The sequence below is a fragment of the Evansella vedderi genome, assembly GCF_030813435.1.
Classification (GTDB): domain Bacteria; phylum Bacillota; class Bacilli; order Bacillales; family Salisediminibacteriaceae; genus Evansella; species Evansella vedderi.
On the sequence record NZ_JAUSUG010000021.1, the window covers coordinates 69,601 to 90,630 of the forward strand.

At 40.8% G+C, this 21,030-nt stretch carries 21 protein-coding genes, 1 pseudogene and 1 riboswitch; of the genes and pseudogenes, 9 read left to right on the top strand and 13 right to left on the bottom strand.

All coding sequences use genetic code 11. The features are described from left to right. Nucleotides 1-660: 660 nt before the first annotated feature. Nucleotides 661-1,005: pseudogene (locus J2S74_RS21510) on the bottom strand (peroxiredoxin family protein); the annotation flags it as partial. A 378-nt stretch (nucleotides 1,006-1,383) separates the two neighbouring features. Between J2S74_RS21510 and J2S74_RS21515 the strand changes: the two are divergent. Continuing rightward, nucleotides 1,384-1,563, top strand: a complete 180-nt coding sequence (locus J2S74_RS21515; RefSeq protein WP_307329923.1) for a small acid-soluble spore protein H — start codon at nucleotides 1,384-1,386, stop codon at nucleotides 1,561-1,563. Between the two features lie 340 nt (nucleotides 1,564-1,903). On the opposite strand, the gene J2S74_RS21520 is transcribed toward J2S74_RS21515, so the two are convergent. The 3 genes from J2S74_RS21520 to J2S74_RS21530 form a co-directional block, all read right to left on the bottom strand. Next, nucleotides 1,904-3,028, bottom strand: coding sequence for an NAD(P)/FAD-dependent oxidoreductase (locus J2S74_RS21520; RefSeq protein ID WP_307329926.1), 1,125 nt, complete (start codon nucleotides 3,026-3,028; stop codon nucleotides 1,904-1,906). A gap of 65 nt (nucleotides 3,029-3,093) precedes the next feature. After that, the gene (locus J2S74_RS21525; protein ID WP_307329929.1) at nucleotides 3,094-3,882 is read right to left on the bottom strand and encodes a carbon-nitrogen family hydrolase; all 789 of its coding nucleotides are present in this window, start codon (nucleotides 3,880-3,882) and stop codon (nucleotides 3,094-3,096) included. Nucleotides 3,883-3,921: 39 nt separating this feature from the next. Beyond that, nucleotides 3,922-5,016 carry an iron-containing alcohol dehydrogenase family protein gene (locus J2S74_RS21530; protein WP_307329932.1) on the bottom strand — a complete coding sequence of 365 codons (1,095 nt, stop codon included), beginning with the start codon at nucleotides 5,014-5,016 and terminating at the stop codon, nucleotides 3,922-3,924. A 212-nt stretch (nucleotides 5,017-5,228) separates the two neighbouring features. Between J2S74_RS21530 and J2S74_RS21535 the strand changes: the two genes are divergently transcribed. Continuing rightward, a complete protein-coding gene (locus J2S74_RS21535; RefSeq protein WP_307329935.1) occupies nucleotides 5,229-6,407 on the top strand; it encodes a pyridoxal phosphate-dependent aminotransferase in 1,179 nt (392 codons plus the stop codon). A gap of 126 nt (nucleotides 6,408-6,533) precedes the next feature. On the opposite strand, the gene J2S74_RS21540 is transcribed toward J2S74_RS21535, so the two are convergent. Beyond that, nucleotides 6,534-7,058 carry a DUF6944 family repetitive protein gene (locus J2S74_RS21540; RefSeq protein WP_307329938.1) on the bottom strand — a complete coding sequence of 175 codons (525 nt, stop codon included), beginning with the start codon at nucleotides 7,056-7,058 and terminating at the stop codon, nucleotides 6,534-6,536. A gap of 251 nt (nucleotides 7,059-7,309) precedes the next feature. On the opposite strand from J2S74_RS21540, the gene J2S74_RS21545 reads away from it, so the two are divergent. Beyond that, nucleotides 7,310-7,486, top strand: coding sequence for an H-type small acid-soluble spore protein (locus J2S74_RS21545; RefSeq protein ID WP_307329941.1), 177 nt, complete (start codon nucleotides 7,310-7,312; stop codon nucleotides 7,484-7,486). 105 nt (nucleotides 7,487-7,591) lie between these two features. Here the strand turns inward: J2S74_RS21545 and J2S74_RS21550 are convergent, their stop codons facing one another. Next, nucleotides 7,592-7,771 (bottom strand): hypothetical protein, encoded by a 180-nt coding sequence (locus J2S74_RS21550; protein ID WP_307329944.1) that lies wholly within the window; start codon nucleotides 7,769-7,771, stop codon nucleotides 7,592-7,594. 156 nt (nucleotides 7,772-7,927) lie between these two features. Further along, nucleotides 7,928-8,028, top strand: a riboswitch (TPP riboswitch). Between the two features lie 190 nt (nucleotides 8,029-8,218). On the opposite strand from J2S74_RS21550, the gene J2S74_RS21555 reads away from it, so the two are divergent. The 6 genes from J2S74_RS21555 (at nucleotide 8,219) to J2S74_RS21580 (ending at nucleotide 13,881) form a co-directional block, all read left to right on the top strand. Continuing rightward, on the top strand, nucleotides 8,219-9,529 hold the full coding sequence (locus J2S74_RS21555) for an acetylornithine deacetylase (protein WP_307329947.1): 1,311 nt from the start codon (nucleotides 8,219-8,221) through the stop codon (nucleotides 9,527-9,529). Between the two features lie 61 nt (nucleotides 9,530-9,590). After that, entirely contained in the window at nucleotides 9,591-10,265 is a 675-nt protein-coding gene (gene tenA / locus J2S74_RS21560) for a thiaminase II (RefSeq protein WP_307329950.1), read from the top strand. Continuing rightward, entirely contained in the window at nucleotides 10,258-11,037 is a 780-nt protein-coding gene (locus tag J2S74_RS21565; RefSeq protein ID WP_307329952.1) for an ABC transporter ATP-binding protein, read from the top strand. Before tenA ends, J2S74_RS21565 begins: the two co-directional genes overlap by 8 nt. Beyond that, on the top strand, nucleotides 11,034-11,789 hold the full coding sequence (locus J2S74_RS21570; RefSeq protein ID WP_307329954.1) for an ABC transporter permease: 756 nt from the start codon (nucleotides 11,034-11,036) through the stop codon (nucleotides 11,787-11,789). The genes J2S74_RS21565 and J2S74_RS21570 overlap by 4 nt, the downstream gene beginning before the upstream one ends. Continuing rightward, nucleotides 11,786-12,784 carry an ABC transporter substrate-binding protein gene (locus J2S74_RS21575; protein ID WP_307329957.1) on the top strand — a complete coding sequence of 333 codons (999 nt, stop codon included), beginning with the start codon at nucleotides 11,786-11,788 and terminating at the stop codon, nucleotides 12,782-12,784. The genes J2S74_RS21570 and J2S74_RS21575 overlap by 4 nt, the downstream gene beginning before the upstream one ends. Nucleotides 12,785-12,876: 92 nt before the next feature. Further along, nucleotides 12,877-13,881: an ABC transporter substrate-binding protein gene (locus J2S74_RS21580; RefSeq protein WP_307329959.1), complete on the top strand. Its 1,005-nt coding sequence runs from the start codon at nucleotides 12,877-12,879 to the stop codon at nucleotides 13,879-13,881. A gap of 73 nt (nucleotides 13,882-13,954) precedes the next feature. On the opposite strand, the gene J2S74_RS21585 is transcribed toward J2S74_RS21580, so the two are convergent. The 7 genes from J2S74_RS21585 to J2S74_RS21615 form a co-directional block, all read right to left on the bottom strand. After that, complete coding sequence (locus tag J2S74_RS21585) at nucleotides 13,955-14,854, bottom strand: SDR family oxidoreductase (RefSeq protein WP_307329962.1); 900 nt, start codon at nucleotides 14,852-14,854, stop codon at nucleotides 13,955-13,957. Between the two features lie 276 nt (nucleotides 14,855-15,130). Continuing rightward, nucleotides 15,131-16,051 carry a type II secretion system F family protein gene (locus tag J2S74_RS21590; protein ID WP_307329964.1) on the bottom strand — a complete coding sequence of 307 codons (921 nt, stop codon included), beginning with the start codon at nucleotides 16,049-16,051 and terminating at the stop codon, nucleotides 15,131-15,133. A gap of 4 nt (nucleotides 16,052-16,055) precedes the next feature. After that, the gene (locus J2S74_RS21595; RefSeq protein ID WP_307329967.1) at nucleotides 16,056-17,018 is read right to left on the bottom strand and encodes a type II secretion system F family protein; all 963 of its coding nucleotides are present in this window, start codon (nucleotides 17,016-17,018) and stop codon (nucleotides 16,056-16,058) included. Nucleotides 17,019-17,023: 5 nt separating this feature from the next. After that, complete coding sequence (locus J2S74_RS21600) at nucleotides 17,024-18,514, bottom strand: TadA family conjugal transfer-associated ATPase (RefSeq protein WP_370876049.1); 1,491 nt, start codon at nucleotides 18,512-18,514, stop codon at nucleotides 17,024-17,026. 15 nt (nucleotides 18,515-18,529) lie between these two features. Further along, complete coding sequence (locus J2S74_RS21605; protein WP_307329970.1) at nucleotides 18,530-19,345, bottom strand: CpaE/TadZ family protein; 816 nt, start codon at nucleotides 19,343-19,345, stop codon at nucleotides 18,530-18,532. Nucleotides 19,346-19,378: 33 nt separating this feature from the next. Then, nucleotides 19,379-20,071 carry a Flp pilus assembly protein CpaB gene (cpaB, locus tag J2S74_RS21610; protein ID WP_307329973.1) on the bottom strand — a complete coding sequence of 231 codons (693 nt, stop codon included), beginning with the start codon at nucleotides 20,069-20,071 and terminating at the stop codon, nucleotides 19,379-19,381. Nucleotides 20,072-20,079: 8 nt separating this feature from the next. Continuing rightward, on the bottom strand, nucleotides 20,080-21,024 hold the full coding sequence (locus tag J2S74_RS21615; RefSeq protein ID WP_307329975.1) for a pilus assembly protein TadG-related protein: 945 nt from the start codon (nucleotides 21,022-21,024) through the stop codon (nucleotides 20,080-20,082). Nucleotides 21,025-21,030 lie beyond the last annotated feature (6 nt).

A 21,030-nucleotide genomic window follows, 5' to 3' on the forward strand; every position in this document is an offset into this window, starting at 1 on the left:
TAAACACTAGCTTTTCCGTTTAGGAGTGCTCTTAGGAATGTAGGTAAGTAACTACTCTACAGTATTAAAGTAGGGTTATATATGTGCATAAAAATTTACAATTTGCGGATTTTAAGGGAGAGGATGAATGGATGGAGAAAGGACGAAAGGATGGTATTAATAGGGGCGAAAACTGTAAAAATAAACTAGTTAGGGGCTTCTGTTGGTTAATTGTTACTGAAATTTATAGATTGGTCGATTTTGGGGAACATTTAAGGCTTAATTGTTACCGAACAGGATGGATCCAACAAATTTCGGGAACATTTTTGGCTTTATTATTACCCAAATCAATGGGGACGCCATTTTTGGGTACCATTCTAGCCTTGATCACAGTATTGATAGACACTTTCGTGACACTTCGCTCTTTCTTTCCTTTCAACTTGTCGCGATCGCAGGTGATCCTTATATTCATACAAAAAGAAAAAGCACCGTAACTGACAGTGCATCCCTTGTAAATTTCTTATTTTATTTGTGCTTCATATTCCGATTTTAACAAAGAATATATCCCCAACAATTCGGTTTAGCCCGAGAGTTTCAAATCCATTCCCCGTAGTAGATAGGTAGGTGTTTCTAAAATTAGTATTTCCTTCATCCCTCATATCTAAAATTCAAAATAAAATATCAAACCTCTATACTAGACAACAATTGATGCACTTGCTCCAATAATTCGACTTGCTTGGGACGGTCCCTTTGGTTGGAGCCTACATAGGCGTAAACAATTTCTCCATGAGCATCCATTAAAAATGTACTTGGGTGCGCCATCCGAAAAGCATCAATATTGATGGGATTATAAACATCAAAAGCCTTAATGACGCTGCGATCCTCATCAATCAACATAGGAAACGGCATTGGATTTTCCCTCTCCCATTTCGCCACTGCTTCCCCCTTTTGACCAACAATCACAACAATAGGAACCCCCAGTTCCTCATATTTATGTGCATTTTCACGCAACTGACCCAGTTGCTTCCGGCAATTCGGTCAAAACGTAGCCCGAAGAAAATAGAGAATATACGGCTTTCCCCTATACTGTTCACTGGAATAACTCTTCCCATCAATCCCCTTCAGGTGAAAGGTAGGAGCTTGCGACCCAGGATTCAAACCTTTATTCTTTCTCGGCATAGATAAACTTCCTTTCTCTTTTGAAAAAAAACAAGTATTTTCCTTTATAATAACGGACGCCTTCGCCCCTTTCAAATAACATACCAAAGCCCTCAGAAGAGTTCCCAATTTATTGTATTTGCACTGTTTTGAAAGTGCATATATTTAAATATATTTTATAAGCATAACAAGAGTGGAATCGGAGCAAAATATCCTTGTAGTTTTTATAAGGAGGTTGAGGAAACGATGAACGTACAGCGAGCGAAAGAAATTGCACAGTCACCAGATATGAAGGATGTAAAGTACAATGGTCAGCGAGTGTACATACAACACGTAGATGATCAAAATGCAACGGCACGGGTTTACCCTCTTGAAGATCCGCAAAATGAGCAAGAGGTTCAAGTGGATAATTTAATTGAGGAGTAATTTCTTCAAGAGGCTGGGACAAAAGTGTATTCTTAATGAGAAATCCGAACGGAGCCTATAAATCGCTTCGGAAATATACTTTGCTTTACGCGGGCGGCTGGTGAGCCTCCTTGTGCATACGCACTGTGGGGTCTCACCTTTGCCTTTGCTCCTGCAGGACACTGATTACACATCCTTGAGATTGCCCACGCACGAAGAAAATGTGCTAACATTTTCGAGGAGTCTACGTATATGTCCTACGCTACGGTATTGCATTGTTCACATTTTCATTTAAACACTTTAGTTATGTCCCAGCCTCCAACACTCATTCTCGTCCTTATGAATATGCAACTACCCTTTACTACTTCTCCTCCACCTTCCGAACTGGAGAGTAAGCCTCTAAATCCATATCTACCGACTCCCCTAAGGCAAGCTGACTGGCAAGCTTTCCAACATATGGCCCCATAGTAAGTCCCAATGAACCTAATCCATTAGCCACAACTATGTTCGGAACACTTGGTACTTCACCAATTAGCGGCAGCAAATCAGGACTGACTGGACGGAAGCCGATCCTCACATCCTTCAACGTGGCATCCTTTAAACCAGGGGCGACAGTGAGTGCCTCCCTAAGGACCTCATCCATTCCACGTGCAGTAACACGGTAATCAAACCCAGAGCCCCGCTCCCTTGTTGCACCGGCAACGACCCGGGAATCATCAAAGGCCAACAAATAATGGCTGCTTTCCGGCAAGACAACCGGCCATTCCGATGTGTCCACGTCTGGTAATTCCAAGTGAACAATTTGCCCCTTTTGTGGCTCCACCGGTACATTCACATCAGCTGTATACAACGACTCCTTTGCCCACGCACCTGCTGTTACCACGACAGCATCTCCTACTATAAATTCCCCTTCCACATGTACACCAGCTACTTGACCATCCCCTACTTTCAGGCGAGCATCTCCGTGTTGAACTTTGGCACCTTGTTTTTCTGCTACACGTAAAAGGGCATCTTTTAATAATTGACCGTCTACTCGGGCTCCACCTGTAACATGAATTCCCTGTAGATCCTCCCTTAACGGAGGAAAGAGCCTCTTCGTTTCTTCGCCAGACAGCCTAGTAATTTCACCAACCTCGGAGGTTTCCGAAAGACGGACCCTTACTAATTTTTCCATAACATCCAATTCTTCAGGGTCAGCGCTCACTTTAATGGCTCCCACGAGCTTATAACCTATTTCCGTTTCGCCCATTTTCTTCAATTCGGAAATAAGGTTGGGATAATAGCAGGCTCCTGCTTTTGCCAAACGGTATATGTCTGGATTATCTGGTACCGAAAACCATGGGCAGACGATTCCTGCCCCTGCAGCAGTTGCTTGGCCTTCATGGCCATGGTCCACCACAATGACTTCTACTTCCGCTTCCTTTTTGGTGAGGTGGTAGGCAACACTGCTGCCAACGATACCGGCACCTATAACAATTATTTTCACGGAAATCCCCCTCTTTTCAATGTCCCATTCCCTTGTAAAAATATATGGATGCTTTTTAACGAAAATTACAGTTTGTATAATTCCGTCCTTCTGTCTGTAAAAATAGGAATTGTTTTTCTTACTTTATCTACTTCAGCAAAGTCGATTTCCCCAGTTAAAATCATTTCTTCATCTTGGGCCTCGGCCACAATCTGGCCCCACGGCCCTACAATGATGGAGTGTCCCCCAAATTCATTATTAGGGTCGGATCCTACCCTATTACAGGCCACCACATAACATTGGTTCTCAATAGCGCGACTTATGAGCAAGGCACGCCAATGGTCAATGCGCGGCTTCGGCCACTCGGCGACAACGAAAAGGACTTTCGTGTCGTCTAGCATATGGGTGCGGATCCATTCCGGAAAACGGATGTCGTAGCAGATGACCCCGGCGCATAGCTCTCCGTCTAGCTGGAAAAGTCCATCTCCATTTCCTTCAATTAAGAATTTCTCTTCACTCATAAGGCGAAATAGGTGGGCTTTACTATATTCCTTCACTAGCTCTCCGTCACGGTTAATCACAAGCATCGTGTTGGACACACCTTTGTCCGTAGCTTTTGCAATCGATCCCGCCACCACATTTACTTGATACTTCTTCGCTAGCTGGGAAATAAAGTCCACCGTTTTCTCCCCATCAGGATCGGCAATTTTATCTAAACGGGTAAGGTCATAGCCAGTGGACCATAGCTCCGGTAATAAGATGACATCTGGTTTATTTGACTCAGCCTGTTGAAAACGGTCTTTCACATATTGGAAATTTGCCTCTGGATTTCCGAAGGCAATGTCCATTTGTACAATTGCAACTTGAAAACTCATATATTTCGCTCCCTTCTAATGAAAAGCCCCTCCTTCTGATTAGGAGTGACTCGGTTGTTTTTCCTTAATAAATTGTTCTAATTCGTTAATGGCCGTAACAACTTGGGACGGCTCCGTTACATTCATCAGTCGTATGGATTCCCCTTCTTTTGTTGAAAGCCTCGCCGTCGTTTCCATCGCCGCCTCCAGTCTTCCTTCCCCAACTCCTAGCTGGGCTAATGTTACTGGAAGCTTCAAATCTGCGTAAAAAGGCAATAGTTTTTCGATCTCATCAAAGTTTTTTTCCAAGGCAAGTTGAACAAGAATACCGTAGGCTACCTTTTCCCCATGCAAGTAGGCGTGGGTTTCCTCCACATGGGTAAGGCCGTTATGTATGGAGTGAGCACCAGCGATTCTGCCGTATTTGTCCCCATAGCCCCCTACCATTCCCCCTGCCATGATGATTGTTTCCACTACACGGACAAAGGAGGACGTTACTTCACCTTTATGAAGGGCTTCTACTGCGGAACGCCCTTCATCCAAAAGGGCATCACGACAAAGTTTGGCCGCATGAAGGGCAATTTCCACGGTAATTGGCTTGGGCTCCAGCTCTCTAGATAGCACATCTGCCTCATACCACTTGGCAATAGTATCGGCAATTCCTGCTGTAAGGTAGGGGACCGGTGAGTTTATAATTATTTTCGGTTCCACAAGAACCATAAAAGCTCCTTTGGAAAAAATCGTGTATTTTATGAAATTTCCGTCTTCGTCATAAAACACGCTCAGCGGTGTCCATGGGGCACAGTTGGAAGCTAATGTGGGAACTAAAATATAAGGAATATCCAGTTGGTCGGCAACGGCTTTCCCCAGGTCCATCACCTTGCCGCCACCAACAGCAAGGACGTAATCGGCCTCTTGGGCTATGCTCTTTATACGTTTTACTTCCTCAAAGGAGCATTCCCCATTGTAAATAACATCTTTGAGGTCTAAGTCTAGCTCCTCAAAAAATGGCTTGGCCACTTCCCACGATTTTTCCCCTCTAATTAATAGACCTTGCTTGAAAGTTTGCTTTGTTACTTGTTCTGGTATTAACTTAAGTGCTCCTTCGGTACATTGGTAGATGTTTGGTGCTCCTTGGACAGTTATAATAGACATTTTTTCACCTCATTTTATGTAAGAGTTAAATCTAGTTTTTGCATACACATCCTTGTAATATAAAGCCTTTTGATCATATAATTATATGAAGAAAATTATGACATTTAATCCTTGTTATATCAAGGATGGAATATCCTTACCTTCACTTTACAAATTTAATAGGATAAAGTACTGTATGTATATTATTATAATAGTTTTTGGAGTGTGGTCTAGTGCGTAACTTTGAGTTTTCAGATACATTAAAGCGGTTGCCGGAACAGTTTTTTGCTAATTTAGTACTGAAGGTTCAGGCGTTAAAAAAACAGGGGCATGACGTAATCAATCTGGGGCAAGGAAACCCTGATTTGCCGACGCCTCAGCATGTAGTGGAGGAATTAAAGAACTCCGCAGATAATCCTAATTTCCATAAATACTCCCCATTCCGAGGGCAGCGCTTCTTAAAGGAAGCTATCGCTGAGTTCTATAAACGGGAATATAATGTAGACATTGATCCTGAGACAGAGGTTGCTGTAATGTTCGGGGCAAAAACGGGGTTAGTGGAGGTCAGTCAGTGTCTGTTGAATCCAGGAGACTATTCCCTGCTGCCGGATCCAGGCTATCCGGATTATATGTCAGGAATAGCCTTAGCCAATGCAGAGACCACATTAATGCCGTTGCGTGAGGAAAATGACTTTTTGCCAGATTATCAGGAAATGGACGAAAGCGCATTGGATCGGGCAAAGCTAATGTTTTTAAACTATCCAAATAATCCAACGGCAGGAATTGCCAACAAGGCTTTCTTCGATGAAACGGTGGAGGTAGCAAAGAAGCATAACATTTGCGTGATTCATGATTTTGCCTATGGTGCCATAGGTTTTGATGGAGAAAAACCTCAAAGCTTCCTCTCTTCAGAAGGGGCGAAGGATATTGGGGTGGAAATATACACCATGTCCAAAACCTATAACATGGCAGGCTGGCGCGTGGCCTTTGCTGTGGGAAATCCGTCTGTTATTGAGAGTATCAACTTAATTCAGGATCACTTGTATGTAAGCTTGTTCAGCGGTATCCAACAGGCCGCAGCAAAAGCGCTAACGGGGGACCAAGCTTGCGTAGATGAGTTAGTCGCAACATATGAGGGGCGCCGTCACGCATTTATCAGCAGCTGCCATGAAATCGGCTGGAAGGTTTCGGCTCCAAAGGGCTCCTTCTTCGTTTGGGCACCTGTAGCTAAGGGCTTCACCTCTGAAGAATTTGCAAACTTGTTGTTGGAAAAAGCTCATGTTGTAGTGGCACCGGGGAACGGCTTTGGAGAATACGGTGAAGGCTATGTTCGCATCGGATTGCTGGACAGTGAGGAACGATTGCGAGAAGCTGTAGAGCGAATTTCGAAGTTGGAGATTGATTTTAAATAATAGATAGTTAGTTTAGTAGGTATTTCTTGTGAAATGCCTGCTTTTTATTGGTTTTTTATGAAAAAAGAGGTCATTCTTTACCAGATAGGGGAGGTTGGGGTTTTACAGCCACTTCCGAAACCGTTACTACCGCGCCTCCCAGGTCAAATAAATGAGCTGAATTAATCCTCCTGTAGCTTGCAGCCAGCTTCCTAGTACAGCGAGGTGCTGTGCGTGCACCTCTTCCCCTTTCAATTCCGCGACTCCTCCTATAGATTCTAATGTAGCTCCGATAGATTCTAGACTATCCCCAAGTTGAAGGACTGGTACATCACCTGCTTCTGCAGATAACGCAGCCCCTAACCCTTGCAATCCGTCTCCAAGTATTCCTAATTTAATAGCTTCTTCCCCGTTTTCCATCAACTCTTTCCAAGCTGCGAAGGAGCTGGCTCCGGCACCTGCTGACTCAATATAACTGCTGGCACTGATAACAGGATCCTCCACCCCTATCCCCTGTAATGCCTCTCCAATGGACTGTAATCCCTCTCCAATAACAGTTAATAATATATTAAGGTCACTCTCTTCTAGTAGTTCCCTCGTTTCAGATGTTGCTGATGTAATTTGTCCAATTACTTCTACCAAAAGTCCAACTAAAATTAGAGCCTCGTTCATAATGAGCCCACCTTACTTTATTACAAGGTAAACGCTAGTACATCTTATTCACCTGTCCTAAACTGGTATAGCCTGATAGCACAGGTCTCCCACAGAATGGACAACTATCATGGTTTGAGGTAGAGGAACCAGAAAAAAAATTTCTTCTCCTATTTTGGCAAATAACACTTTTGGCTTTTTCACCTTGAATAAAAACCCAACTGGCGACAAAAGATAATTTGAGGAAGTATAACATAAGGAGGCTTTTCATTATGGATACACAACGAGCACAGGAAATAATTGATTCCCCAACGATGATTAACGTTTCTTACAATGGGATTCCTGTCTACATTAAAGAAGTGAACAATAATATGGCGACGGTTTTTCCACTGGACGAAATGGATAATGTTCAGGAAGTAGATGTGGAAGGGTTAATTGAGGGGAAATAATACATAATAACGAAAATGAACCATCTGACAAAACCTTCAGATGGTTCATTAATATTCTAAAATAATTTACCGGAAATTAATTATTATAAAGGAACTGCCTTGAGTTTATTTGATGAATTTTATAGTGATTGGATATTTAAACTTTCTCCCGAACAGGGTGATAATGATGGCTACAATTGCTAGAAATCCATAGGAGACAAGGAAAACAAGGAAATAAGCCATGCTGTTGAATCCAAATAGGACTTCAAACACGCCAGTGGCTTCCCCTGTTATCCAATTATTCATCGCTACAACTGCCATCATATGAAGGCAACAAGAAATGGATAGAACATTCCCTAAAATACTATGAGTCTAAATTTTTATGTTGAAGTATTTCCATTATTATGATAAAACTATAATCGAGTTATTAATTTTGTTAATTGTTTTTCAATTTAATAATGGAACCACTCCTAGGGGTGCTTGAAAGCTGAGAGAGACGTTTGTCTTAACCCTTATAACCTGATCTAGTTAGAACTAGCGTAGGGAAGAAGTGTGGAGATGTATAGCCAAATGGTATTTGTTTACGTTTGGGTCTATGTACATACGTATGAATTTATATGTATACAACCACTTCTTTCCAAAAGAAGTGGTTTTTTGTGTTGAAAATGTTCAGAGACCGGGTCCCGCACAATTATGTGAATGTTCACAAAAACTTCGGTGACCCGGTCTGTGACAAAAAAGAGGGGGATTGTTTTGGCGAAGGATATTGCATTGGTGTTGAAACAGGTGGATGATCGGCAAGAAGAGCTTATTGCGTTATTGAAAACGTTAATTCGGTTTGAGACTCCCGCTCCACCAGCGAGGAATACGAAGGAAGCACAGTCCTATGTTGCTGATTATCTTATGAGCTTAGGGTTTTCCATTGATATGTGGGACGTTTATCCTGGTGATCCAAATGTGGTTGGTCTTCTAAAAGGGACTGACTCTGACAACCACAAAAGTTTAATTATTAACGGACATATGGATGTGGCAGAGGTTAGTGAGGATGAAAACTGGGAAAAGGATCCTTTTACTCCTATCATGAGAGATGGAGTAGTGATTGGTCGTGGTGCTGCTGATATGAAGGGCGGTTTGGCCGGAGCATTGTTTGCTATCCAATTACTAAGGGAAAATGAGATTGAACTTCCGGGAGATTTAACTCTTCAGTCAGTGATTGGAGAAGAGGTTGGTGAGGCAGGAACTTTACAGGCGTGCAAACGAAATGGCGGAGCTAAGGCAGACTTTGCCGTGGTTGTGGATACGAGTGATTTACATATTCAAGGGCAGGGTGGTGTTATCACTGGTTGGATCACCGTTAAAAGTGAGAAGACATTTCATGACGCTACCCGGAGAAACATGATTCATGCCGGGGGTGGCTTGGTTGGAGCCAGCGCCATTGAAAAAATGACGAAAATAATTCAAGGTTTGCAGGAACTGGAAAGGCATTGGGCAGTGACAAAGAGCTATCCCGGTTGCCCACCAGGAGCTAATACGATTAACCCTGCGGTCATTGAAGGAGGTAGACACGCAGCCTTTGTTGCCGACGAGTGTCGCCTATGGATTACGGTTCACTATTACCCGAACGAGTCCTATGAACAGGTGTCCGGGGAAATAGAAGAACACATTTTAAATGTTGCAAAAGGGGATATGTGGTTGAAGGATAACCCACCGACATTTGAGTGGGGTGGAACCTCCATGATTGAGGATCGAGGGGAAATCTTCCCATCTTTAGAAGTGGATCCAGAAAATGCTGGTGTTCAAATGTTAGCAGGTGTCCATGAGACTGTATCAGGGCAGTCAGCAGTGATCGATGTTTCCCCAACTGTAACAGATGGAGGTTGGCTAGGTGCAGAAGGAATCCCAACCGTTATTTATGGACCAGGAGATTTAAAGAATGCCCACGCCGTTAACGAACAAGTGTCCATTGATCAATTAATTCAGTATACGAAAACATTATTAACGTTCATCTACGAATGGAGCCATACAAAGAAAGAAAATTCACAGACCGGGTCCCGTACAAATTAGTGAACGTTCACAAAATTCTCGGGGACCGGGTCTCCAACAATTTTAATTGAGGTGATAAAGGATGAAATTTAGTGAGAGATTGCATGAGAAGCTGTTGCCAATTTGGAGAAAGAATCATGACCACCCCTTTGTTCAAGAGATCGGAAATGGAACGTTAGACAAGGAAAAGTTTCGTTTTTACATGATTCAAGACTATTTGTATTTAATTGAATACGCAAAACTGTTTGCCATTGGTGCTGCAAAAGCCAAGGATGTGGAAACAATGGGGAAGTTTGCAGCAATGCTAGATTCCACCCTTAATGAAGAGATGTCCCTCCATCGTCAATATGGGGAGAAGTTCGGTATTACTCCAAAGGAATTTGAGGAAGCAGCTCCATCTCCTACAACCCTTGCGTATACTCATTACATGCTGCATGTGGGGCAAAATGGAACTTTGGCTGACCTTGTTGCAGCACTTCTGCCATGTGCTTGGAGCTACTGGGAAATTGGTAAGGAGTTAAGCCAAATTCCAGGAGCTAGTGAACATGAATTTTATGGAGAATGGATTAAAATGTACAGTTCCGAAGAATTTGGTCAAGTGGCACAATGGTGCATCGATCTTCTTGACGAATTAACAGAAGAAAAGCCGGAAGAGGAGCTTGCTCATCTTGAGGAAATCTTCTTAAATACTACGCGCTTCGAGTATATGTTCTGGGAGATGTCATACAACCAAGCGATGTGGCCGACGGATGAGTAATTCGGCTCTACAGTTCAAGGATATTTCCTTTCATTATAAAAACAGTAACGAAAACGCTCCTGAGCAGAATGTGTTAGAAAAGTTGAGTTTCAATGTCAAGCCTGGAGAATTTATTAGTATTGTTGGGCCAAGTGGTTCCGGAAAAAGTACTTTATTTAAATTAATCACAGGCCTTGAAGAGCCATCCTTCGGAGACATCCTAATAAACGGTGAGTCCTACGACAATCGACTTGGCCGGGTGGGCTATATGCCACAGCAGGATTTGCTTATGCCCTGGCGCACCATTCTTTCTAATGCTGCCTTACCACTTGAATTAAAAGGGGTTAAACAACAAGATGCCCATCATCAAGTGATGGGGCTTCTTGAAGAATTTGGTTTAAAGGGGACAGAACATAAATATCCGAGCGACTTATCCGGTGGTATGCGGCAAAGGGTTTCCTTTTTACGAACCGTTTTAAGTGGTTCCAACGTGTTACTGTTAGACGAACCCTTCAGCTCACTGGATGCTATTACTAGATTAACGATGCAAGAATGGCTTCTTGATCAATGGGAGAAGTGGAAAACCACCGTTTTATTTATTACACATGATGTAGATGAAGCTTTATTTTTATCAGATCGTATCTTTGTTTTTACAAAATCGCCTGTGAAAAAACTAGAGGAAGTAAATGTTCCCCTTGACCGTCCTAGGAAATTACGGGATATTCATCATCCCGAAGTTATTCAATTGAAGGAGCATTTATTAGATCAACTTCGGGCGAGGGTAGAGCTATGAAAAGGCTAAAAGATTTTATTGCACCCAGTTTACTTGTTTTTGCTTTAATTGTTTGTTGGGAAATGATTGCTCGATTTATTGGAATGGCCTTTATTTTACCATCGCCTACCCAAGTGGTTGTAAAACTATGGGAGTTAAAAAATATTTTATTATTGGTTCATTTACCAGCAACGTTGCAGGTAATTCTAACAGGCCTTTTCCTATCTATCGTTTTAGGTGTAGGGTTAGCCGTTTGGATGAATCTTAGTAAAGTGGCGGAAAAAACGTTTTATCCTATTATCATTTCGTCACAAACGATTCCCATTATTGCCATCGCTCCAATTTTTGTCCTATGGTTTGGTTACACGACGATTTGGGCTAAGGTCGTCGTTACTATTTTAATAACATTTTTTCCAATAACAGTTAATACTTTTGATGGCTTACGTTCCAGTAGTAAAGAATTAAAAGAATTGCTTTTAACGATGGGGGCGAGGAAAATGGACATCTTTTTTAAACTCCAAGTTCCTTCTGCCTTACCCCACTTTTATTCTGGGCTAAAGGTGGCTGTTACGTTAAGTGTTATTGGGGCTGCTATCGGTGAATGGCTCGGTGCACAAGCTGGCTTAGGGTATTTTAGCCGGCGGATGATGACCCAATTTGATGGAGCTGGGGTATTTGCTCCTATTGTCTTACTATCTATCGTCGGTATTGTTTTATTCTTACTCGTTATTTTACTAGAAAAAATAACATTAAAATGGAGGAAAACAGAATGAAAAAGCTTTTAATCTTGTTTATTAGCGTGGTAGTTTTATTGACACTTGCTGCTTGTGGAGAAGGGGAGTCAGCAGCAGGAGAGGAAGAGTTAACGGAAGTTGACGTTATGCTCGACTGGTATCCTAATGCAGTACATAGTTACTTGTATGCTGCAATCGAAAATGGTTATTTTGAAGAAGAAGGTGTTCAGGTTAACATTCGATTCCCAGCTAACCCAACGGATCCTATTAACTTAGCTGCAGCGGGGCAAATTACGCTAGGGATTACATATCAACCCGATGTTGTTACAGCCCGTGCCAACCAGGATGTTCCTGTAAAATCTATTGGTGCCATCGTTCGTTCACCATTAAACCATACGATTTTCTTAGAGGACAGCGAAATTCAAACACCTAGGGACTTAGAAGGAAAGCAAGTTGGTTTCCCTGGGATTCCTGTAAATGAAGCCCTTATTAAAACAATGGTTCAAAATGATGGTGGAGATCCTTCTGCAGTTCAATTGATTGACGTTGGTTTTGAGCTGGGTTCCTCCGTCGTTAGTGGCCGTGTGGATGCCGTAACTGGAGCTTATATTAACCATGAAGTTCCAGTATTACGTCATCAAGGACATGAGACTCGTTACTTCAACCCAGTAGATTATGGGGTTCCTAGCTTTTACGAGCTTGTGTTTGTAACTAATGATCAGACTTGGGAAAATGAAAGTGATGTAATTCGTGCATTCTGGCGTGGGGCAACAAGAGGATACGAGTTCATGGTAGCGAACCCAGAGGAAGCATTAAACATCCTATTAAACAACCAGGACGAAGCTAACTTCCCATTAGTAAAAGAAGTAGAGAAAGAAAGCTTGGAGATCTTACTGCCGAAAATGGAGTCTAGCAGTGGTTTTGGAAGTCAAGATGAAGTTTCATGGCAAGAAACCATCGACTGGATGATGGAATTCGGTCTCATTGACTCAGAGCCTTCTTTAGAAGATATATTTATCAATATCGTAGACTAATTTGTTCAAGGACCCGGTCCCCGAACTTTTTGTGAACTGTCACAAAGTTGTACGGGACCCGGGCCCTTACAATTTTAATTGGAGGAAGTTGAATGAAAAAGGTTTTCATTTTATTCTTTAGTTTTGTAGTTCTAATCGCTCTTGTAGCTTGTGGAGATCAGGAATCTTCTGCCGGGGGAGCTTCGGAAGAATTAACAGAGATTGATATTATGCTAGACTGGTATCCAAATGCTGTACATAGTTACTTATATGCCGCTCTAGAAAATGGTTATTTTGAGGAAGAAGGTCTTAAGGTCAATATTCAATTTCCCGCTAACCCAACAGATCCTATTAACTTAGCTGCCTCAGGACAAATTACATTAGGAATTACCTATCAACCTGATGTTATTACTGCCAGGGCGAACCAAGACGTCCCAATTAAATCCATTGGAGTAATTGTCCGTTCTCCCTTAAACCATACGATTTTCTTGGAAGACAGTCCTTTACGGAGACCTAAAGACTTGGAAGGTAAAACGATTGGGTATCCTGGAACCCCTGTAAATCAAGCTCTTATTAAAACAATGGTGGAAACAGATGGGGGAAACCCTGAAAAAGTTCAATTAATTGATGTTGGTTTTGAATTAGGATCCTCTCTTGTGACCGGACGTGTAGATGCAGTAACTGGTGCCTATATTAACCACGAAGTTCCTGTACTCAAACATGAAGGTTATAAAACTCGTCATTTTAATCCAGTGGAGTACGGTGTTCCTAGCTTCTATCAGCTTTTATTTGTTACAAGCGATGAGACATGGGAAACACAAAGCGATATCATTCGTGCTTTCTGGCGTGGAGCAACAAAGGGTTATGACTTCATGGTAGCAAACCCAGATGAGGCTCTTGATATTCTATTACGCAACCAAGACGCAGCAAACTTTCCACTGATTGAAGAGGTAGAAAAACAAAGCTTAGAAATATTGTTTCCAAAGATGGAATCAACCGATGGATTCGGCAGTCAGGATGTTAATGGTTGGCAAGAAACCATTGATTGGATGAAGAAGTTCGGTATTATCGACGTAGAACCATCATTAGAAGATATCTTTGTCAATATCGTAGACTAATTTGTTCAAGGACCCGGTCCCGCACAGTTTTGTGAACTGTCACAAAATTGTGCGGAACCGGGTCCTTGTCTTTTTATGAGCCTACTATTTCTCCGCCATTCACATGTATCACTTGGCCGGTAATATAACTGGAGTCATCTGATGCCAGATAAACGAAGGTTGGGGCTAATTCAAATGGCTGGCCTGCCCTTTCCATCGGAGTTCTTGTTCCAAATGTTTTCACATCCTCTTCTTCGAAGGATGAAGGAATTAATGGTGTCCATATGGGTCCTGGTGCAACAGCGTTTACCCGTATTTCTTGATCCACTAAGGACATGGCTAACGATCGGGTAAATGTGATAACAGCACCTTGGGATGCGGAATAATCAATTAATTTTTTATGACCACGGAAGGCAGTAACAGATCCGTTGTTTATAATGGTGCTTCCCCGTTGTAAATAAGGGAGCACTGCCTTTGTCATATGGAAGAAAGAGAAGATGTTTGTTCGGAAAGTAGTTTCTAATTGTTCGGTGGAAATATCCAATATGGATTTCTTAGGATATTGAACAGCAGCATTGTTAACAAGAATATCTATTTGCCCAAAGGTTTGCATTGTTTGTTGTACGACATGGTACGAAAAACGTTCCTCCTTTAAGTCACCGGAGATGGTAAGACAACTCCTCCCCAGCTGATGGATCCTCTCCTTCGTTTCTTCCGCGTCTCTATGTTCGTTGTAATACACAATAACAACATGGGCTCCCTCTTTTGCAAAGGCAATGGCCGCCGCTCTGCCGATTCCACTATCTCCCCCAGTAATAATAGCCACTTTATCATGTAATTTATGTGAACCTGTGTAGTTGGGGTTTTCTGCTATTGGCCTTGGAACCATGGGATACTCTAAGCCTGGATGCTGCTCCTGATGCTGAGGTGGAAAGGATATAGGTTTCTCCTCACATTCAACCTCTTTATCATAATAAGGATATTGGGGATACAATGATAACTCCTCCTCTTAGGCGTTTGTACCCTATAGCCTATTCTAAAAGCTTGACCGAAGTGATTTTTTCTCTCCCCTTGGAAGATGGGGTAACAGTACCTGCCGTAAGAACTGGTGATAAATCAAAGATCCTCTCCCAACTATGAAGATGCGTGGCAAACGCAACAGGTAACTGTTGCCGCTAACGACTCAGCAGAGATAGGTCAGCCTATTAAATTGTAAAAAATAAATAATGCCTGCTCCAAATCGCACTAACTTATCTTGGGTAGGCATATATTAAAATCCGTTAAGGAACTGCAACACTGCTGGGGCTAAGATTACTATGAAAATACATGGGAAAATAAAGATTACCAGTGGAAAAAGCATTTTAACAGGAGCTTTCATTGCCGCTTCCTCTGCCCGTTGTTTTCTCCGTTGACGTACTTCTAAGGACTGAACTCGTAGAGTTTGAACCAACCCGATCCCTAGTTGCTCGGCCTGGATAATACTTCCTATTAACGATTTAACATCTGAATTGTTTAACCGGTTCCTAACTCCTGATAGGGCTTCTCTCCTTGTTTTACCTAATCTCATTTCCTCAAGACAAATTTGAAATTCATAGGAAAGGACACCTTGCCTTTTCTCCACTACTTTTGTTAAGGCAGAGTCAAAACCTAACCCAGCTTCAATACTTACTGTTACTAAATCCAGAAAGTCTGGAAGCTCCTTTGAAGCCAGCTTATTTCTTGAGTTAGTTTTCACTTTTAAATAAAACGATGGAAGAAAAAGCCCACATATAATCCCACCGAAAACTAACATTACTATGAAACCAGTGTTTGTAGAATCAAGAATATAAGCATAAAACCCAAATAAAACGGGGAGCAAAATCATTACTACTATTTGTAATATCCTATAGTCACCAGGAGTCATCCCAAATGGGCTTCCAGCTTGAAGGAGTTTATTTTCTATTTTTTCTAGTTTTTCATTTGAGATCTTCTTTTGAGTACTCCCCTTCATTTTTTTCCAGACAGGGGCTACTATTCGTTTAGAAAAGGAGAGTTTCTTTATTTCATCCTTTTCGTCTGTTGTTGCTTCTGTGTAATTGCCTTGAAAAACAGTAGTGACTCGACTTCTAATTCTATCCTTCTTTTCTCCCCTGAACAGAAATAAACCATATATCAATAAGACTATCGTTGAGAAAAATCCTAGGAATAACATAAACTTACACCTCTATTGACGTCAATTTTCGTATAAGCATAAATCCAATAAAACAAGAAATAGCAGCAATGATTAATAGGATAATTCCGATTGGTTCCATAAATAATACACTCATGTAACTGGGCTCTACAAAATAAATCATGACACCAACGAATATTGGTAATAAGCCTAATACCCATCCTGACATTCTTCCTTGTGCTGTTAATGTGCTAATTTGACCTTGAATTTTAATCCGATCCCTGATGGTATCTACAATCGTTTCTAATACCGTAGCTAAATTTCCACCCACTTGTCTTTGAATGACAATAGCTTGGATCATAATATCCAAATCTTCGCTTGGCATCCGTTCCTTAAGGTTATTGAGGGCCTCTTCCACCGATGTCCCATATTGCATTTCTTTTAAAACGATAGAAATTTCTTCTTTAACTGGAGATTGTGCTTCTTCCATAACAGAATTGAGGGCTTGGGGAAAACTGAAACCTGCCCTTAATGCACCGACAATAGTAGAAATCATTTCTGGTAAACTGTCTTGAAACTTCTTCAACCTTTCATTTATCTTCTTTCTAACAATAATTTTTGGTAACAAGAAACCGAAAATACCACCTATTATCATGATGAATACATTTTCAAATAATAGAAAGAACAAGCCCGTCCCTAGTATCGTTGCTATACCTTGGAACATAATATATTCTTCTGGTTTCAAAGGAAGTCCAGCTTGAGTTAAAAGACTCTCCAGTTTTGAGTTTTTCTCCTTTGTTAATAGCTTATTTTTAATGCTATTTCTTTTTTGCATAAACTGAAGGGCTAAACGAAACTTCTTAGACTCCAAAATTTCCTTATCCGATTGCTGTAAATATCGTTGTACTCGCTTTTCAATTCGTTTATCACTTAAGAAAATTTTCTGTAAAATATACATACAAAATAGAAACGTTGTGAAGAGAACCATTAATGCAATTATTATTATCATTCTCTTCACCCCTCATCATTAATAAATACACTCGGTGGAATAGATAATCCTGACGTTTCTAGACGCTCATAGAATTTGGGCCGAATTCCAGTTGGTATTAATCTACCTTTTATTTTTCCGTTTTCATCTACACCTTCTTGTTTAAAGGTAAAAATATCTTGAAGAACAATGACATCTCCTTCTAACCCTTGTACTTCCGTGATTTTTACTATTTTTCTAGAGCCATCCTTTAATCTTGTTTGCTGAATAATTAAATCGATAGCACCTGCGATTTGTTCCCTAATAGCTTTAATAGGGAGTTCTACCCCAGCAAAGAGAACCATTGTCTCTAATCTAGCAATCATATCACGTGGGCTATTAGAGTGGCCTGTCGCCAAGGACCCATCATGACCTGTGTTCATGGCCTGAAGCATATCCAATGCCTCTGCCCCACGAACCTCCCCAATGACGACACGATCAGGACGCATACGTAATGAGTTCCTAACGAGATCTCGTATGGTTATTGCCCCTTTTCCTTCAATATTTGGAGGCCGGGACTCTAAGGAAACAACATGATCCTGCCCTAATTGAAGCTCAGCAGCATCCTCAATTGTTACAATTCGTTCATCATTTGGAATAAAGTTCGATAAAACATTTAGGGAGGTTGTTTTACCGGAGCCTGTACCACCACTGACAAAGATATTTAATCTTGCTTTTACACAAGCATCAAGGAAAACAGCCATCGTTTCCGTTAATGTTCCAAAACGAACGAGATCGTCAATTTTAAATGGATCCTTAGCAAATTTACGGATCGTAATCGTTGGTCCATTCAATGCTAATGGTGGAATAATGGCATTTACACGGGAGCCGTCTGGTAGTCTTGCATCTACCATTGGACTACTTTCATCTATTCTTCTGCCAATGGGAGCAACGATTCTTTCAATTACATTTAATACATGATCGTTATCCCTAAAGGTGACATCCGTTAGTACTATCTTTCCATTTTGCTCACAATAGACTTGGTCTGGCCCATTCACCATTACTTCCGATATATTTTCGTCTAGTAAAAGTGGGTTTATTGGTCCAAATCCTGTTAAATCATTTATGAGCTCATCTACTACTCTTTTTCGATCAATGGTTCCTTTAAAAGAGTTATCCTCTTTTATAATTTCAATGGCCATTTCATCAATTTTCGAAACAACCTTGTCTATATCTTCTTCATCCTTCATTTCTTGAAGAATTTGTTTATGTAACAAGCTTTTTAACTCTCGGTGCTTCTCTACTGCTTTAGGGTTCGCTATCTTCTTTTTGTTCAACTCTAATTTTCGTGGTGATTCTTGTACTTTCATAGTAATTGACCCTCCGTGAGAATTCTCTGCTTCTCCATTAGGATTACGAGCAGCTCTCACAAAGGACATGGGATCGTTATCATCTATGTTTACCCTAGTATTCATATTTGATGAAGCACTGGAATGGCCCTGTTCATTTTTATCCTTTAAGCGAGTTAAGAGACTCATTCAAAATTCACCCCTTTAATGACCAAAAACATTTTTCAAGATTGAACGTTTTTTTCTTTTTTCTAATGCAAATTCCTTAGTGGAAATCAGACTTTCCGCCATTTTAAAAATAGCTTTCGATAGATCCGATTTTCCTTGACCAATAACAAAAGGTATACCTACATTGATAGAATGAATTGCTATTTTTGGATTATTGGCAATGGAGATAGCCCTTCTTTCTCCTAGCATTTTAGTAGCATCATCAATATTTATAAGGCTGTCAATATTATATTGGTTTATAATTAATTGAACCTTTTCCCGAAGCTCCAACTGCTCCAATGTTTCTATCATGAGCTTTGAGTTTTTTAATGTGGTCATCTCTAAGTTTGTTAACATGATAACTTCATCTGCTAGTTCTAAAACATCAATCGTTTGCTCTTGCAATCCTATTGCCGTATCCACTACTACATAATCATGTTGTTTTAATAGTAGTTTCAAGACTCTTTTTAAAATTTCACTAGTGACTAATTCCGCATACTCAGGTCTCTCAGGCGCTGGTAGTACATGGACACCAGAGGTATGCTGAGATAAGTAATTTACTAGAGCATGGTCATCCATTCCTTCCATATCTTCTGCCACATCTTGTATCGTAAAAGATGATTGGAGGTCTAATGCTAGACTAACATCACCAAACTGTAAGTCCCCGTCAACTAAGCAAACCTTAAGATTTTTCTTACTTAACGCTACAGCTAGGTTCACAGAGACAAGTGTTCTGCCAATACCACCTTTTGCACTACAAATAGCAATTAATTTACCTTGTTTCCGTTTACGATGTTGATTATCCTCTGCCATAGCGATACCTCCTTACTTAAATTCCTTGTTGTATTAATCTTTTTCTTTTTCGTCTTCTGAAGTAATACTAGAATGTAATGTGAAATGTATGTTTCCTTTTTCTGCCGAATTAATTAATTTTGTTGCTTCTTCTGGTTCTAGCTCTAAAGTTACGGAGCTATATTCCATATAGGTTACCTGGTCATTAACTGGGGGCAGCATTTTTCTCCCTACGGCTAAAACTCTTACCTCGGAGAAGATTAGTGTTGATTGCAGTTCTGTATCGTTTTCATTTGTCGCCACCGTTTCCGTTAGAATGACGTCAACATAATCCTCTGGCTCAATTAAGTTAGATACTGACCTTACGAAATCAGCATTCACTGACACGGCCCGATAGCCTTCTTGCACCTTTCTTGATACTAGCGTCATCTCTTCCTTATCTGATTTCGTACGATGACTTAAAAGTATTTCCCCTTCTTCTATGGTGGTGATGGCGAAGTGCCCCACAACCTCATTCATTGAATGAACTGTGTTTGCATGCAAATTATTCTCCGTTACGCGGATGATTTCTAACATATCTGAAGTTATAATTTGATTCTCCACAATGGGATGTTTCGCGACTACCACATCTACTACACTGTCATTAACAGCTTCTGCCGCTTTAAACTGCTGCACATATTGAACAAACAAAAACGTTGTAAATGCTCCCATAATTAAAGCCAATGCTAAAATTATTCTTGATTTCATCATGTCACCTACTCTATTAATCTAATACTATATGCTCCATGGGATTCGGCATTTTCATTTACTATTCCCGTATCGGCATATTCTACAAAATATCCTCTTACGGTTGAATCGGAGCTATTAAACGGTGCTGAAATGTAGAAATAAGCAAAACCTACTACTTTAATCTGTTGTATTCGACCATTGGATACAATAATTGGTTCATATACAGGTACTAAAATTCTCCTTGGACAGTTTCGTTCTGTTGGCCCATCACAAGGCTGGTTTATAAGATGAGTAACAGCTCGATTGGTTGGTTGATTCATATTACCTGCTTCCGTGTCTAATATTTGGTTAATACTTATTACATCGTTAAAACCTGTCTTTAAATTTTCTTCAAATGTATCCGCACCAGTTGAACCCAATGCCAATGCACCAAAATTCCCCGTCTCTACATTCCGTTGGTCTACTTTTAAATTGAATTCATGATTAGGTCCGTGTCCATTCTCAATTAGGGTGGACCTTTCAATCCCTAGGGGGGCAGCTCCTTGTGCACTTCCCATTATTCCAAGTCCTGCTGTGGCCCTTGTAACAATGTCCACAGACTCTATTCCAAACAGACTAGAAAAGGCAAGGGCTAATGGTTTTTTCAGATTTACAGTAACGGAATTATTTAGCTGTACTTCTATATCCTCATCATTTAAAACTATTGATTCGTCATGAAAAGAAACAACCTCATGAACTATTTGTCTGACCCTACTTTCTACCAAAACAGGATTCATATCTCCTACAACTAGTTCTTGTGCTCCTGAAAGGGCAGCTGCATTTACTACTTTCTGCAGGTCGGTTTTTTTCATAAAATAGGAACCACCGTCAATAACTAAGCCCGTCATTGCAAGTAATCCTGTAAATGCTATAGAAACTATTAAAAGAACATTTCCCTTTTCATTTGTTAAAAGCTTTTTCATCCATTTCATAATTAA

Bases quoted from the DNA above. Each gene is read 5' to 3' on its own strand.
- J2S74_RS21590 (WP_307329964.1), bottom strand. From the start codon at position 16,051: ATGTTATTCCTAGGATTTTTCTCAACGATAGTCTTATTGATATATGGT.
- J2S74_RS21530 (WP_307329932.1), bottom strand. From the start codon at position 5,016: ATGTCTATTATAACTGTCCAAGGAGCACCAAACATCTACCAATGTACC.
- J2S74_RS21570 (WP_307329954.1), top strand. From the start codon at position 11,034: ATGAAAAGGCTAAAAGATTTTATTGCACCCAGTTTACTTGTTTTTGCT.
- cpaB (WP_307329973.1), bottom strand. From the start codon at position 20,071: ATGAAATCAAGAATAATTTTAGCATTGGCTTTAATTATGGGAGCATTT.
- J2S74_RS21515 (WP_307329923.1), top strand. From the start codon at position 1,384: ATGAACGTACAGCGAGCGAAAGAAATTGCACAGTCACCAGATATGAAG.
- J2S74_RS21605 (WP_307329970.1), bottom strand. From the start codon at position 19,345: ATGGCAGAGGATAATCAACATCGTAAACGGAAACAAGGTAAATTAATT.
- J2S74_RS21575 (WP_307329957.1), top strand. From the start codon at position 11,786: ATGAAAAAGCTTTTAATCTTGTTTATTAGCGTGGTAGTTTTATTGACA.
- J2S74_RS21595 (WP_307329967.1), bottom strand. From the start codon at position 17,018: ATGATAATAATAATTGCATTAATGGTTCTCTTCACAACGTTTCTATTT.
- J2S74_RS21580 (WP_307329959.1), top strand. From the start codon at position 12,877: ATGAAAAAGGTTTTCATTTTATTCTTTAGTTTTGTAGTTCTAATCGCT.
- J2S74_RS21600 (WP_370876049.1), bottom strand. From the start codon at position 18,514: ATGAGTCTCTTAACTCGCTTAAAGGATAAAAATGAACAGGGCCATTCC.
- J2S74_RS21565 (WP_307329952.1), top strand. From the start codon at position 10,258: ATGAGTAATTCGGCTCTACAGTTCAAGGATATTTCCTTTCATTATAAA.
- tenA (WP_307329950.1), top strand. From the start codon at position 9,591: ATGAAATTTAGTGAGAGATTGCATGAGAAGCTGTTGCCAATTTGGAGA.
- J2S74_RS21615 (WP_307329975.1), bottom strand. From the start codon at position 21,024: ATGAAATGGATGAAAAAGCTTTTAACAAATGAAAAGGGAAATGTTCTT.
- J2S74_RS21540 (WP_307329938.1), bottom strand. From the start codon at position 7,058: ATGAACGAGGCTCTAATTTTAGTTGGACTTTTGGTAGAAGTAATTGGA.
- J2S74_RS21550 (WP_307329944.1), bottom strand. From the start codon at position 7,771: ATGAATAATTGGATAACAGGGGAAGCCACTGGCGTGTTTGAAGTCCTA.
- J2S74_RS21525 (WP_307329929.1), bottom strand. From the start codon at position 3,882: ATGAGTTTTCAAGTTGCAATTGTACAAATGGACATTGCCTTCGGAAAT.
- J2S74_RS21545 (WP_307329941.1), top strand. From the start codon at position 7,310: ATGGATACACAACGAGCACAGGAAATAATTGATTCCCCAACGATGATT.